The sequence below is a fragment of the Bacillus xiamenensis genome, assembly GCF_000300535.1.
In the GTDB taxonomy this organism is placed as follows: domain Bacteria; phylum Bacillota; class Bacilli; order Bacillales; family Bacillaceae; genus Bacillus; species Bacillus xiamenensis.
In genome coordinates this window covers 20,549-35,203 of the sequence record NZ_AMSH01000009.1, presented here as the reverse complement: position 1 = coordinate 35,203, position 14,655 = coordinate 20,549, and the positions used below count along the sequence as shown (strand labels likewise).

Annotated in this window: 10 protein-coding genes; all 10 read right to left on the bottom strand. The window is 42.5% G+C overall.

Annotated elements, in window-relative coordinates; all coding sequences use genetic code 11:
• Positions 1 to 18: 18 nt before the first annotated feature.
• Complete coding sequence (gene rplC / locus BA1_RS05355; protein ID WP_008356528.1) at positions 19 to 648, bottom strand: 50S ribosomal protein L3; 630 nt, start codon at positions 646 to 648, stop codon at positions 19 to 21.
• A 37-nt stretch (positions 649 to 685) separates the two neighbouring features.
• Positions 686 to 994: a 30S ribosomal protein S10 gene (rpsJ, locus tag BA1_RS05350; RefSeq protein ID WP_003156464.1), complete on the bottom strand. Its 309-nt coding sequence runs from the start codon at positions 992 to 994 to the stop codon at positions 686 to 688.
• A 218-nt stretch (positions 995 to 1,212) separates the two neighbouring features.
• A complete protein-coding gene (locus tag BA1_RS05345; protein WP_008356527.1) occupies positions 1,213 to 2,169 on the bottom strand; it encodes an alpha/beta fold hydrolase in 957 nt (318 codons plus the stop codon).
• A 109-nt stretch (positions 2,170 to 2,278) separates the two neighbouring features.
• Positions 2,279 to 3,469 carry an elongation factor Tu gene (gene tuf / locus BA1_RS05340; RefSeq protein WP_008356525.1) on the bottom strand — a complete coding sequence of 397 codons (1,191 nt, stop codon included), beginning with the start codon at positions 3,467 to 3,469 and terminating at the stop codon, positions 2,279 to 2,281.
• A gap of 117 nt (positions 3,470 to 3,586) precedes the next feature.
• The gene (gene fusA, locus BA1_RS05335) at positions 3,587 to 5,665 is read right to left on the bottom strand and encodes an elongation factor G (RefSeq protein ID WP_008356523.1); all 2,079 of its coding nucleotides are present in this window, start codon (positions 5,663 to 5,665) and stop codon (positions 3,587 to 3,589) included.
• 54 nt (positions 5,666 to 5,719) lie between these two features.
• Complete coding sequence (gene rpsG / locus BA1_RS05330) at positions 5,720 to 6,190, bottom strand: 30S ribosomal protein S7 (RefSeq protein WP_008356520.1); 471 nt, start codon at positions 6,188 to 6,190, stop codon at positions 5,720 to 5,722.
• A gap of 121 nt (positions 6,191 to 6,311) precedes the next feature.
• On the bottom strand, positions 6,312 to 6,731 hold the full coding sequence (gene rpsL / locus BA1_RS05325) for a 30S ribosomal protein S12 (protein WP_008356518.1): 420 nt from the start codon (positions 6,729 to 6,731) through the stop codon (positions 6,312 to 6,314).
• 113 nt (positions 6,732 to 6,844) lie between these two features.
• Entirely contained in the window at positions 6,845 to 7,093 is a 249-nt protein-coding gene (locus BA1_RS05320; protein ID WP_008356515.1) for a 50S ribosomal protein L7ae-like protein, read from the bottom strand.
• Positions 7,094 to 7,239: 146 nt separating this feature from the next.
• On the bottom strand, positions 7,240 to 10,839 hold the full coding sequence (gene rpoC, locus BA1_RS05315) for a DNA-directed RNA polymerase subunit beta' (protein WP_008356513.1): 3,600 nt from the start codon (positions 10,837 to 10,839) through the stop codon (positions 7,240 to 7,242).
• A 61-nt stretch (positions 10,840 to 10,900) separates the two neighbouring features.
• Complete coding sequence (rpoB, locus tag BA1_RS05310) at positions 10,901 to 14,482, bottom strand: DNA-directed RNA polymerase subunit beta (RefSeq protein ID WP_008356511.1); 3,582 nt, start codon at positions 14,480 to 14,482, stop codon at positions 10,901 to 10,903.
• Between the last annotated feature and the right edge of the window lie 173 nt (positions 14,483 to 14,655).

Here is a 14,655-nt window from a genome sequence, read left to right as displayed (position 1 = left end):
CCTCCTTTCCTAAGAGAGTTATTTAGATTTAACTGCACTCTTTACAGTTACTAGAGATTTTTTAGCTCCTGGTACGTTACCTTTGATCAAAAGAAGGTTGCGTTCTGCATCCACTTTAACGATCTCAAGGTTTTGGACAGTGATTTGCTCTCCGCCCATACGACCTGGAAGAAGTTTACCTTTGAATACACGGTTTGGATCAACAGGTCCCATTGAACCAGGACGACGGTGGTAACGTGAACCGTGAGTCATTGGTCCGCGTGATTGTCCGTGGCGTTTGATAGCCCCTTGGAATCCTTTACCTTTTGATGTTCCTGTTACATCTACGATATCTCCATTTGCGAAAATATCAACTTTGACTTCCTGACCAACTTCATACGCATCTAACTCCACACCGCGTAATTCTTTTACGAAGCGCTTAGGAGCAGTTTCCGCTTTAGCAACGTGGCCCTTCTCTGGTTTGTTAGAAAGCTTTTCACGTTTGTCGTCAAAGCCGATTTGGATTGCTTCATAGCCATCCGTTTCAGCAGTCTTCTTTTGAAGAACAACGTTTGCAGCAGCCTCAACAACAGTTACAGGGATAAGATCACCGTTTTCTGCGAATACTTGCGTCATACCAATTTTTCTACCTAAGATTCCTTTGGTCATTCGTCACACCTCCTATAATATGTGTTTTCTATTTGAATTAAAGTTTGATTTCGATATCTACACCAGATGGTAAATCTAAACGCATAAGTGCATCAACTGTTTGCGGAGTTGGATTCACAATGTCGATTAGACGTTTGTGAGTACGCATCTCAAATTGCTCACGAGAATCTTTGTACTTATGCACCGCACGAAGGATTGTGTAAACTGATTTTTCAGTTGGAAGCGGGATCGGACCAGATACACTAGCACCAGAACGCTTAGCCGTTTCAACAATCTTCTCAGCAGATTGATCAAGAATTCTATGATCATATGCTTTTAAACGAATACGAATTTTTTGTTTTGCCATTATTTTCCCTCCTTTTCGCCTACTTACGTTAGACAGTTCTCCGTGAGAAAAACCTGATCACCTTGCCATGGCAAAGCGGCCGGGTGTGTCAGCAACCTCTCACTTCATCGCAGTCAAAGACCAACATGCACTATTGTACCAAATTGGCCTGTGTGTTGCAATAATAAATCGGATAAATTTATGATTTGCACACTTTTCATATTATACAGGGATTGAGCCTATAAATCAAGCCTTCCCTGAAGATGATGTATAGCAGTCTTTCTAACGATACGAATAAATTCATCCGGCTCTTCAATATGCGGGGAATGAGCAGATTCTTTAAAGATGAACCATTCTTTTATTGGAGCTTTTAATTGATCAACATATGGTTTTGATACAGCAGCTGGTGTAATCATGTCATGTTCCCCAATGATAAAGTAGCACGGTATTAATATAGAAGAAACTCGGTATTGAATCCTCTCATTCATCAGCTCATCCCACAGTTTGACTTGGCTATACTTCTGCCCTTTAAGGAATTTCCACTTGTCTTTCAGCTGATAATGCTTACTACGGAGAAAAGCATGCGCCATTTGAAAAAGCGGCTTCCACCTATGCGTGAGTCCTACTTTTGCGATCTCTTTATATAGAGAGAACAAAGCATGAGCAGAGGTTCTTTTCCATGGAGGTGGTGTAAGTAATTGCAGACAACGAGTGAAGAGTCGATTGCGATGGTATTTTTTGAGAAGAAGTTCATACGACACAATATCTTCTTTTAATACATCGACCACCTGACTAATTCCATAGTACGCATGATACAGGTCAGGACGTTTATGTACTGCTTGTATGCCTATTAATGATCCCCATGAATAACCTGCAATGTATACCTTCGTTTTGCCAGTATAGGAGAGCAGTTTTTCTGTGAGCTCAATCGTATCCTCTACAAATTGCTGTATGGTCATCGACGAATCAGAAATATTTTTTTGATAAGACAGTCCTGCACCACGTTGATCCCAATGCACGACGGTAAAATCTTGATCAAGTTCCTCATGAAAGGAATCAATATAACTGATTTGAGCTGAGCCGGGCCCACCGTGTAAAAATAATAGAACGGGCTTTGTTTTTGAATGATCCTCTTTTATCATAATCCATTGCTCAAGCCCGCCAATCATCCATTTTTTTAAATTTGTCTTCGCCATTCCAGTGATCCTCTCGGTTCCATTTAGATTCTATAGCTTATAGTAGCCGTTCTGCTCTGGAAAAGCAAAAAAAGAGACCCTTTTGCAAGGAGTCTCTTTTATAAGTTTATTACTTAATGATAGTAGAAACGACGCCAGAACCTACAGTACGTCCACCCTCACGGATAGAGAAACGAGTTCCTTCTTCGATAGCGATAGTAGAGATAAGTTCAACTTCCATCTCAGTGTTATCGCCAGGCATTACCATTTCAGTACCTTCTGGAAGATGTACGATACCAGTTACGTCAGTTGTACGGAAGTAGAACTGCGGACGGTAGTTAGTGAAGAATGGAGTATGACGTCCACCTTCTTCTTTAGAAAGTACATAAACTTCAGCTTTGAAACGGCTATGTGGAGTGATTGTACCTGGTTTAGCAAGTACTTGACCACGTTGGATTTCTTCACGAGATACACCACGAAGTAGTGCACCAATGTTGTCACCAGCTTCAGCATAGTCAAGAAGCTTACGGAACATTTCAACACCTGTAACAGTTGTTTTACCGTTTTCTTCTTGAAGACCGATGATTTCAACTTCGTCACCGACTTTAACTTGTCCACGCTCAACACGACCAGTAGCAACTGTTCCACGACCAGTGATTGAGAATACGTCCTCAACTGGCATCATGAATGGCTTATCAGTGTCACGCTCTGGAGTTGGGATGTACTCATCAACCGCATCCATAAGTTCGAGGATTTTCGCTTCGTACTCAGCATCTCCTTCAAGAGCTTTAAGAGCAGAACCTTTGATAACTGGTACATCGTCACCAGGGAAGTCATAGTCAGAAAGAAGGTCACGAACTTCCATTTCAACAAGTTCAAGTAGTTCTTCATCGTCAACCATGTCACATTTGTTAAGGAATACTACGATGTAAGGAACACCTACGTTACGAGAAAGTAGGATGTGCTCACGAGTTTGTGGCATTGGACCGTCAGCAGCAGATACTACTAAGATCGCGCCGTCCATTTGAGCAGCACCAGTGATCATGTTTTTAACGTAGTCAGCGTGTCCCGGGCAGTCTACGTGTGCATAGTGACGAGAATCAGTTTCATACTCAACGTGTGCAGTTGAGATTGTGATTCCACGCTCGCGCTCTTCTGGAGCACCATCGATTTGGTCATAAGCCATAGCCGTACCTTTACCAGATTTCTTATGAAGAACTGTTGAGATAGCAGCAGTTAGAGTTGTTTTACCATGGTCAACGTGTCCAATTGTACCAATGTTAGCATGCGATTTGGAACGGTCGAATTTTTCTTTAGCCATTCTAAAAATCCTCCTTAAAGGTTCATTGTATTTGGTATAAGTGATAGAAAGTGAAAAGTTACCTCTCACTTTCTGATCTTCAATAGTAGTTATACTTTAGTTTAAAGGCAAAATCAATTATTCACCTTTATTTTTTTTGATGATTTCTTCACTGATGCTCTTAGGCACTTCTTCGTAGTGATCCATGTGCATAGTGAAAGTACCGCGTCCTTGTGTGTTAGAACGGAGTGCAGTTGCATATCCGAACATTTCAGAAAGTGGAACCATCGCGCGAACAACTTGAGCGTTACCGCGTGCTTCCATACCTTCTACACGTCCACGACGAGATGTGATATCACCCATGATGTCTCCCATGTATTCTTCTGGGATAACGACTTCTACTTTCATCATTGGCTCAAGTAGAACTGGGTTACATTTGCTGGCAGCATTTTTCAATGCCATAGATGCAGCAATTTTGAACGCCATTTCGTTAGAGTCAACATCGTGGTAAGATCCATCAAATAATTTTGCTTTGATGTCGATTAATGGGAATCCAGCTAATACACCATTTTCAAGTGAATCTTCAAGACCTGCTTGAATAGCTGGGATGTATTCACGAGGAACAACCCCACCGACGATTGCATTTTCAAATTCAAAGCCTGCGCCTTCTTCGTTTGGTTCGAATTCGATCCAAACGTGTCCGAACTGACCGCGTCCACCAGACTGACGTACGAATTTACCTTCAACTTTTGCACCAGTACGGAATGTTTCACGGTACGCAACTTGAGGAGCTCCTACGTTAGCTTCAACCTTGAACTCACGCTTCATACGGTCAACAATGATATCAAGGTGAAGCTCACCCATACCAGAGATGATCGTTTGACCAGTTTCAGGGTTTGTTTGTGTACGGAATGTTGGATCCTCTTCAGCTAGTTTAGCTAAAGCGATACTCATTTTATCTTGGTCAGCCTTAGATTTAGGCTCGATTGCTACATCGATAACTGGCTCTGGGAATTCCATAGACTCAAGGATAACGAGATTTTTCTCGTCACAAAGAGTATCACCAGTAGATGTATCTTTAAGACCTACAGCTGCTGCGATATCCCCTGCGTATACAGTAGAGATTTCTTCACGGCTGTTTGCGTGCATTTGAAGGATACGTCCAACACGCTCACGCTTGTTCTTAGAAGAGTTCTTCACGTAAGAACCAGAATCAAGTGTTCCAGAGTATACGCGGAAGAATGTTAGTTTCCCAACATAAGGGTCAGTCATAACTTTAAATGCAAGTGCAGAGAATGGTGCGTCGTCAGAAGACTCACGTACTACCTCTTCATTTGTATCTGGCAGGATACCTTTGATTGCAGCAACATCAGTTGGTGCAGGAAGGTAGTCAAGCACAGCGTCAAGTACAAGCTGAACACCTTTGTTTTTGAAAGCAGATCCAACAAGAACTGGGAAGAATTCAACATTCAACGTTCCTTTACGGATGGCAGCTTTCAATTCAGGAATTGTAATTTCTTCACCCTCAAGGTATTTTTCCATAAGCTCTTCATCAAGCTCAGCGACAGCTTCAATTAGGCTGTTGCGAAGCTCTTCAGCTTTGTCTTTATACTCAGCAGGGATTTCTTTCGCATCAGAGCGAGTTCCAAGGTCATCTTCGTAGAAGTATGCTACGTTTTCTACAAGGTCGATGATTCCTTCGAATTGATCTTCAGCACCGATCGGCAATTGAATTGCATGAGCGTTCGCTTGAAGACGATCTCTTAATGTACCTACAGAGTAAAGGAAGTCCGCACCTGTTTTATCCATTTTGTTAACGAATACGATACGAGGTACTCCGTAAGTTGTTGCTTGGCGCCAAACTGTTTCAGTTTGTGGCTCTACACCTGATTGTGCATCAAGAACAGCAACCGCACCATCAAGTACACGTAAAGAACGTTCAACTTCAACAGTGAAGTCTACGTGTCCTGGTGTATCAATGATGTTTACACGGTAACCTTTCCATTGTGCTGTAGTAGCAGCAGAAGTGATTGTAATACCACGTTCTTGCTCCTGCTCCATCCAGTCCATTTGTGAAGCTCCTTCGTGAGTTTCACCAATTTTATGGATACGACCAGTGTAGTACAAGATACGCTCAGTCGTTGTCGTTTTACCGGCATCAATGTGCGCCATGATACCAATATTACGAGTTTTGTCTAAGGAGAACTCTCTTGCCATTGGGTAATTTCTCCTTCCTTATTAGGGAATAGTTTTTTTAGTTTGGTATAAATCCTACCAGCGGTAGTGAGCGAATGCTTTGTTCGCTTCTGCCATTTTGTGTGTATCTTCACGTTTCTTAACAGCAGCACCAGTGTTGTTAGCTGCGTCAAGGATTTCGTTAGCAAGACGCTCTTCCATCGTTTTTTCTCCACGAAGACGAGCGTAGTTTACTAACCAACGAAGACCTAAAGTTGTACGACGGTCTGGGCGAACTTCTACAGGAACTTGGTAGTTAGCTCCACCTACACGACGTGCTTTAACTTCAAGAACTGGCATGATGTTTTTCAAGGCTTGTTCGAAAACCTCCATCGCTTCATTACCAGTACGTTCTTTGATGATATCAAATGACTTGTAGAGGATTGTTTGAGCTTTTCCTCTTTTACCGTCGATCATCATTTTGTTGATCAAACGAGATACAAGTTTAGAATTGTAAATTGGATCTGGCAAAACGTCTCTTTTTGCTACAGGACCTTTACGTGGCATCTGAATAGCCTCCCTTCTCTTTTAAAAGGATTTCTATCTGTCTTTCATCTCAGTTTCATTGTCAGTTAATAGACTCCACTGATCTGACATCAACTTCTAAAAACCCTTATGTTTGTTTATATTATTTGCTTTGTTTAGGGCGTTTTGTTCCGTATTTAGAACGTCCTTGCATACGACCGTCAACTCCGGCAGTATCAAGCGCACCACGAACGATGTGGTAACGTACACCCGGTAAGTCTTTTACACGTCCGCCACGGATAAGTACTACACTGTGCTCTTGTAGGTTGTGTCCGATACCAGGAATGTAAGCTGTTACTTCAATCAGGTTAGATAAACGTACACGAGCATATTTACGTAGTGCTGAGTTTGGTTTCTTCGGTGTCATTGTACCGACACGAGTACAAACCCCGCGCTTCTGTGGAGATGTTACGTTAGTGTGCTCTTTTTTGAAACTGTTGTATCCTTTGTTAAGTGCAGGAGACTTTGAGTTTTCAACTTTACTCACGCGTCCTTTGCGTACTAGCTGATTAATTGTAGGCATGTTGTTATTCCTCCCTTCATCACTTTTTTTATAACCCACATACCCAGGTGGTTCATCAAAAGGCAAAAAACAATGCTTTTGCATTTTAGGCATGCAAAAACAAAACAAGTACGTTATAACATAATGGCAACAGCTGCTGCCCCAACTTCAATTCCGCAGGCTTTGCCGAGCTTTTTCATGGAATCTACCACTAAAATGTCTACACCCTTCTCTTGCGCTAGTTTTATTACACCAGCTGTTAAAGCAGGATCAGCATCTTTCGCTACGACAATTTCCTTCACCGAATCTCGTTTTAGAGCTTTTACTGTTTGCTTCGTACCAATAATAATGGATTGAGCCTGTGATACTTTATCATAAGACATCGAATATCCTCCAAAGTAACAGGTTTTATTTTGAGCACCTTGGTTATATTATCATCATGGCAGAAGGATGTCAATATCGTATAACAGATAATCTTGACATCCTTCACCATTTTTTGATGATTTTTATAGAAATCTTAAGAGAAAGATTACTCTACAGGAACCATGTCGTCAGACGGTTGCACTTGCGAAACCGGCTTAACTTTACGGTAGTTTGGCATTCCCGTTCCAGCAGGAACAAGTTTACCGATGATAACATTCTCTTTCAAGCCAAGCAGTTCATCACGTTTTCCTTTAATCGCCGCATCTGTTAGGACACGAGTCGTTTCTTGGAAGGATGCCGCAGACAAGAATGAGTCTGTTTCAAGCGATGCTTTTGTAATACCAAGAAGAACTGGACGGCCTGTTGCAGGACGTTTGCCTTCAAATAGTACCTTTTTGTTCGCTTCAGTGAATTGGTGTACATCAAGAAGTGTGCCTGGCAATACGTCTGTATCCCCTGCATCAGCGACACGCACTTTACGAAGCATTTGGCGAACCATTACCTCTACGTGCTTATCTCCAATTTCTACCCCTTGCATACGGTATACCTTTTGTACTTCATGAAGCAGATATTCTTGAACAGCTGTCATGTCAGTCACTTTAAGAAGTTCTTTCGGATCGATTGAGCCTTCTGTCAGTACTTGACCACGAGTGACTTTGTCACCTTCAACAACTTTCAGACGTGCATTGTAAGGAGCTGTGTAAGAACGAGTTTCAACTTCGCCTTGAACCACAATTTCCTGCTGCTTGTCACGAACATCGTTAATTTCAGCAACGACACCATCAATTTCAGAGATGGTTGCCTGCCCTTTCGGATTACGCGCTTCAAATAGCTCTTGGATACGAGGTAAACCTTGTGTGATATCGTCTCCTGCTACCCCACCAGTATGGAACGTACGCATTGTAAGCTGTGTTCCAGGTTCACCGATTGATTGTGCAGCGATGATTCCAACTGCTTCACCAACTTCAACGTCAGTACCAGTTGCAAGGTTACGGCCGTAGCATCGTTTACATACACCATGAGGCGTGTTACATGTAAATGCAGAACGAATCCATACTTCCTCAATACCTGCTTCGACTATTTCAAGTGCTTTATCTTCATCAATTAGTTCGTTTTCGCCAACAATGACTTCGCCCGTTTCAGGATGAACAATTGGTTTTCTTGCAAATCGTCCGATGAGACGTTCTTCAAGTTTCTCAATAATTTCATTTCCTTCTTTAATGGACTTCGCCAAGATTCCGCGGTCTGTACCGCAATCTGTTTCACGGATAATGACATCCTGTGCAACGTCAACGAGACGACGCGTGAGGTAACCTGAGTCAGCTGTTTTAAGGGCTGTATCGGCAAGACCTTTACGCGCTCCGTGAGTGGAAATAAAGTATTCCAATACGGTTAAACCTTCACGGAAACTAGATTTAATCGGAAGTTCAATGATACGTCCAGCCGGGTTGGCCATCAGACCACGCATACCAGCCAGCTGAGTGAAGTTAGATGCGTTACCACGCGCTCCAGAGTCACTCATCATGTAGATCGGGTTGACTTCATCAAGGGACTTCATCAGTTTACCTTGGATGACATCTTTAGAAGAACTCCAGATTGAAATCACTCTCTCATAACGCTCTTCTTCTGTAATCAAACCACGTCTGAATTGCTTCATGACGTTATCTACTTTCGCTTGTGCTTCTTCAAGGATTTGCTGTTTATCATCTAATACGACGATATCAGATACACCAACCGTAATACCGGCTTTAGTAGAATATTTGAAACCGAGATTTTTCATGCGGTCAAGCATTTTAGATGTCTCAGTGATATGGAATCTCTTAAAGATTTCCGCAATGATTTTTCCTAAAATACCTTTTTTGAACGGCGCATTGATTTCTTGCTTCTCGATCGCAGCTTTGACATCCTCACCTTTTTCAAGGAAGAAACGATCAGGCGTTTTTTCTTCAATATTGCTCTTAGTCGGCTCATTCATGTATGGGAATGATTCCGGTAAAATTTCGTTAAAGATCAGTTTTCCAACTGTTGTAATCAACAATTTAGAACGCTGTTCATCAGTGAATGTGACATTCTTCAACGAGCTAGCTGCAACAGCTACACGTGTATGAAGATGTACATATCCATTTTGATAGGCTAGAAGGGCTTCGTCAGTATCTTTGAAGACCATACCTTCTCCGATAGCACCTTTACGCTCAAGTGTGAGGTAGTAGTTACCAAGCACCATATCCTGAGATGGCGTAACAACAGGTTTTCCATCTTTCGGGTTCAAAATGTTTTGAGCAGCAAGCATTAAGATACGAGCTTCAGCTTGAGCTTCAGCAGATAATGGTACGTGAACCGCCATTTGGTCACCGTCAAAGTCAGCGTTGTAGGCTGTACATACAAGTGGATGCAGACGAATTGCGCGGCCTTCCACAAGTGTAGGTTCAAACGCTTGAATACCAAGTCTGTGAAGAGTTGGTGCGCGGTTTAGTAAGACTGGATGCTCACGAATCACTGATTCTAAAACATCCCAAACTTCCGGCTGCACACGCTCAATCTTACGCTTCGCACTCTTAATGTTGTGAGCTAATCCTTTTTCAACAAGCTCCTTCATCACGAATGGTTTAAATAATTCAAGAGCCATTTCTTTCGGAAGTCCACACTGATACATTTTCAAATGTGGTCCTACGACGATAACGGAACGTCCAGAATAGTCAACACGTTTACCAAGCAAGTTTTGACGGAAACGTCCTTGTTTCCCTTTCAGCATGTGAGAAAGAGATTTCAATGGTCTATTTCCTGGTCCTGTTACTGGTCGGCCTCTACGTCCATTATCAATCAAGGCATCGACAGCTTCTTGAAGCATACGCTTCTCGTTCTGTACGATGATGCTTGGCGCGCCAAGATCTAATAAACGCTTCAGACGATTGTTACGGTTAATGACACGACGATAAAGGTCGTTCAGGTCAGAAGTAGCAAAACGTCCACCATCAAGCTGAACCATTGGACGTAATTCTGGTGGAATCACCGGAAGTACATCAAGGATCATCCAAGATGGCTTATTTCCTGAGTTACGGAAGGCTTCCAACACTTCAAGGCGTTTGATCGCACGTGTACGACGCTGTCCTTGAGCTGTTTTCAGCTCTTCTTTGAGTGTATCTACTTCTTTCACAAGATCAATGTCTTGAAGAAGTTTGTTAATCGCTTCTGCGCCCATAGCTGCTTGGAACGTATTACCGTATTTATCTAAATAAGCACGGAATTCTTTCTCAGAAAGAAGTTGTTTCTTCTCAAGCGGAGTGTTGCCCGGATCTGTCACGACGTAAGAAGCGAAGTAAATCACTTCTTCTAACGCACGTGGTGACATATCAAGAACAAGACCCATACGGCTTGGGATACCTTTGAAATACCAAATATGGGAAACTGGGGCAGCCAGTTCAATATGCCCCATTCTCTCACGACGGACTTTTGCCCGTGTTACTTCTACACCACAACGGTCACATACAACACCCTTATAACGAACGCGTTTATACTTTCCACAATGACATTCCCAGTCTTTTTGCGGTCCGAAGATACGTTCACAAAAGAGACCATCTTTTTCAGGTTTCAGTGTACGATAGTTAATCGTTTCAGGCTTTTTCACTTCACCAAAAGACCAAGAACGGATTTTATCAGGTGATGCGAGACCGATGTTCATATACTCAAAATTGTTCACATCTAGCAAGGGGCCTACCTCCCTTTTAATCTTCGGGTTATACCCTAGTCACTTGCTCTAATCGTTTCTGCTATTCTTTTGTGACTGCGTCACGTTCAAGATCGACAGGTGCGAGGTCTGCAGCATCTTCGTCATTAGATAACGCTAATCCGTCTGCTTTCTTCGTTTCCTCATCGTCTTCTAAATCTCTCATTTCTATCTCTTCTTCATCGCCAGATAGGATTTTCACATCCATACCTAAACTTTGAAGTTCTTTAATTAATACTTTGAATGATTCAGGGACACCTGGTTCAGGTACGTTATCCCCTTTGACGATGGCTTCGTATGTTTTCACACGACCCACAACGTCATCCGATTTAACAGTTAAGATCTCTTGAAGTGTGTATGCTGCACCGTAAGCTTCAAGTGCCCATACTTCCATCTCTCCGAAACGCTGTCCACCAAACTGTGCTTTACCGCCAAGTGGTTGCTGCGTAACAAGTGAGTATGGTCCAGTTGAACGTGCGTGAAGTTTATCGTCAACCATGTGAGCCAGTTTAATCATATACATGATTCCAACAGATACACGGTTGTCGAATGGTTCACCAGTTCGACCATCATAAAGGACTGTTTTCGCATCACGGGACATACCTGCTTCTTCAAGCGTTTCCCACACATCTTCCTCACGAGCACCATCAAATACTGGTGACGCAATGTGGATGCCTAGGTAACGTGCAGCCATACCCATATGAAGCTCAAGTACCTGACCGATATTCATACGAGATGGTACCCCTAGAGGGTTTAACATGATATCAATCGGTGTTCCATCTGGAAGATACGGCATATCTTCTTCTGGAAGGATTTTAGAGATAACCCCTTTGTTACCATGTCGTCCGGCCATTTTGTCACCTTCAGAAATTTTACGCTTCTGAACGATGTATACGCGGACTAACTGGTTTACACCTGGAGGTAATTCATCTCCATCTTCACGGTTAAAGACTTTGACATCATGAATGATTCCGCCGCCGCCGTGTGGTACACGTAGAGACGTATCACGCACTTCACGAGCCTTTTCACCGAAGATTGCATGTAATAGACGTTCTTCAGCTGTCAGTTCTGTTACACCTTTAGGCGTTACTTTCCCTACAAGAAGGTCTCCGTCTTTTACTTCTGCACCAATACGGATAATTCCACGTTCGTCAAGGTTGCGTAAAGCATCTTCCCCAACGTTTGGAATATCACGCGTAATTTCTTCTGGTCCAAGCTTTGTATCACGAGCTTCTGATTCATATTCTTCAATATGAATAGACGTGTAGACGTCATCTTTTACAAGGCGCTCACTCATAATGATCGCATCCTCATAGTTATAACCGTCCCAAGTCATGAAGCCGACCATGACATTACGCCCTAGAGCCAATTCACCTTTTTCCATAGAAGGACCGTCTGCAAGGATTTCTCCTTTCACGACTTCATCTCCAACACTTACGATTGGACGCTGGTTGTAGCAAGTCCCTTGGTTAGAGCGGACAAATTTCAGCAAGCTGTATTTGTCTAGGTTTCCTTTGACTTTTTGTCCGTCAACATCTTCATAGCGGCGAACCCAAATATTCTTCGCTTCAACACGTTCTACAACACCTGGGTAACGGCAGATAACAGCAGCACCAGAGTCTTTACCTGATACATACTCCATACCTGTACCAACAATCGGTGATTCCGGCTGCATCAAAGGCACAGCCTGACGTTGCATGTTCGCTCCCATTAGAGCACGGTTAGAGTCATCGTTTTCTAAGAATGGGATACATGCTGTCGCTGCAGAAACAACCTGCTTAGGCGAAACGTCCATGTAGTCAACGCGGTTTCGAGGCACAACGGTGTTTTCCCCTCTGAAACGAGCGATAATGTTATCATCGATAAACGAACCATCTTCAGCTAACTGAGCGTTCGCTTGTGCTACAACGTAGTTATCCTCTTCATCAGCAGTTAAGTAATCAATTCTCGGTGTCACTTTACCTGTTTCAGGGTCAACCCGGCGGTAAGGTGTTTCAATAAAGCCAAAACGATTCACTTTCGCAAATGAAGATAGAGAGTTGATCAAACCAATGTTTGGACCCTCTGGTGTTTCAATTGGACACATACGGCCATAGTGAGAATAGTGAACGTCACGAACTTCCATTCCTGCACGCTCACGTGTCAAACCACCCGGTCCAAGCGCTGACAGACGACGTTTGTGCGTCAATTCAGCAAGCGGGTTTGTTTGATCCATGAACTGAGAAAGCTGAGAGCTACCAAAGAACTCTTTGATAGAAGCGATCACAGGACGAATGTTGATCAGCTGCTGAGGCGTGATCGTGTTTGTGTCTTGAATTGACATTCTTTCACGAACAACACGCTCCATTCTGCTTAAACCAATACGGAATTGGTTTTGCAGAAGCTCACCTACAGAACGCAGACGACGATTACCAAGGTGATCGATATCATCTGTGTCACCTACTCCATGAAGAAGGTTAAAGAAGTAGCTGATCGATGCAATGATGTCAGAAGGCGTGATATTTTTCACAGTTTCCTCTACATATGCATTTCCGATCACGTTGATCACTTGTTCGCCTTCTTGATCAGTCGGTGCATAAATCTTGATAGATTGAAGTTCTACTTCATCCTCTACTACGCCGCCATTCGGATATAGCTTTCTAAATCCGATGCCGTTTTCTAAGTATGGAAGAACTTTATCAAGCACTCTTCTATCTAAAATTTGACCTTTTTCTGCTAGGATTTCACCTGTTTCAGGATCAACTAGCGTTTCAGCCAATTTTTGATTGAATAGTCTATTTTTAATATGAAGCTTCTTATTAATCTTGTAGCGTCCAACATTTGCTAGGTCATATCTCTTCGGATCAAAGAAGCGAGAGTCTAGCAAGCTTTTCGCATTTTCAACAGTTGGCGGCTCTCCAGGACGAAGACGCTCGTAGATTTCGAGAAGTGCTTTATCGGCATTCTCTGTATTGTCTTTTTCCAACGTGTTGCGTAAGTATTCATTCTCGCCAATGAGGTCAAGAATCTCTTGATCAGAGCTAAAGCCGAGAGCACGCAAAAGAACCGTAACCGGCAACTTACGTGTGCGATCGATGCGTACATAGACTACATCCTTCGCATCAGTTTCGTATTCTAACCATGCGCCACGGTTTGGAATGACAGTCGCAGTAAAACCTTTTTTACCGTTTTTGTCTACTTTACCACTGAAATATACACTTGGAGAACGTACTAGCTGAGAAACGATTACACGTTCCGCACCGTTAATGATAAAAGTACCTGTGTCTGTCATGATTGGGAAATCACCCATAAACACATCTTGGTCTTTTACTTCTCCAGTTTCTTTGTTAATTAAACGAACTTTTACTCTTAGTGGAGCAGAGTAAGTTACATCACGTTCTTTTGATTCTGCTACAGGATACTTAGGTTCCCCTAGGCTGTAATCAATGAATTCAAGAGAAAGGTTACCAGTAAAATCCTCAATTGGGGATATATCTTGAAACATCTCTCTAAGACCCTCATCAAGAAACCACTGATAAGAAGAGGTTTGAATTTCAATGAGATTTGGTAATTCTAACACTTCGCTTATGCGTGCGTAGCTTCTGCGCTGGCGGTGTCGTCCATACTGAACTAGTTGACCTGTCAACTGATTCACCCCTCAAATCATGCGTATTATATGTGTAAAAAGTATTTCTGTCTTTCAAATGTCAGTAAAGAAATACTTTTACAAGACAAAAGAAAAAAGGGTTTCTAAAATAAGAAAACCACATCCAAAAACAAATACCGATTTTATTAGTTTTCCCAAGTATGCATAATTTA

Excerpts from the sequence above, each read along its gene's own strand:
- BA1_RS05320 (WP_008356515.1), bottom strand. The coding sequence starts at position 7,093 with ATGTCTTATGATAAAGTATCACAGGCTCAATCCATTATTATTGGTACG.
- fusA (WP_008356523.1), bottom strand. The coding sequence starts at position 5,665 with ATGGCAAGAGAGTTCTCCTTAGACAAAACTCGTAATATTGGTATCATG.
- rpsL (WP_008356518.1), bottom strand. The coding sequence starts at position 6,731 with ATGCCTACAATTAATCAGCTAGTACGCAAAGGACGCGTGAGTAAAGTT.
- rpsG (WP_008356520.1), bottom strand. The coding sequence starts at position 6,190 with ATGCCACGTAAAGGTCCTGTAGCAAAAAGAGACGTTTTGCCAGATCCA.
- rpsJ (WP_003156464.1), bottom strand. The coding sequence starts at position 994 with ATGGCAAAACAAAAAATTCGTATTCGTTTAAAAGCATATGATCATAGA.
- rplC (WP_008356528.1), bottom strand. The coding sequence starts at position 648 with ATGACCAAAGGAATCTTAGGTAGAAAAATTGGTATGACGCAAGTATTC.
- BA1_RS05345 (WP_008356527.1), bottom strand. The coding sequence starts at position 2,169 with ATGGCGAAGACAAATTTAAAAAAATGGATGATTGGCGGGCTTGAGCAA.
- tuf (WP_008356525.1), bottom strand. The coding sequence starts at position 3,469 with ATGGCTAAAGAAAAATTCGACCGTTCCAAATCGCATGCTAACATTGGT.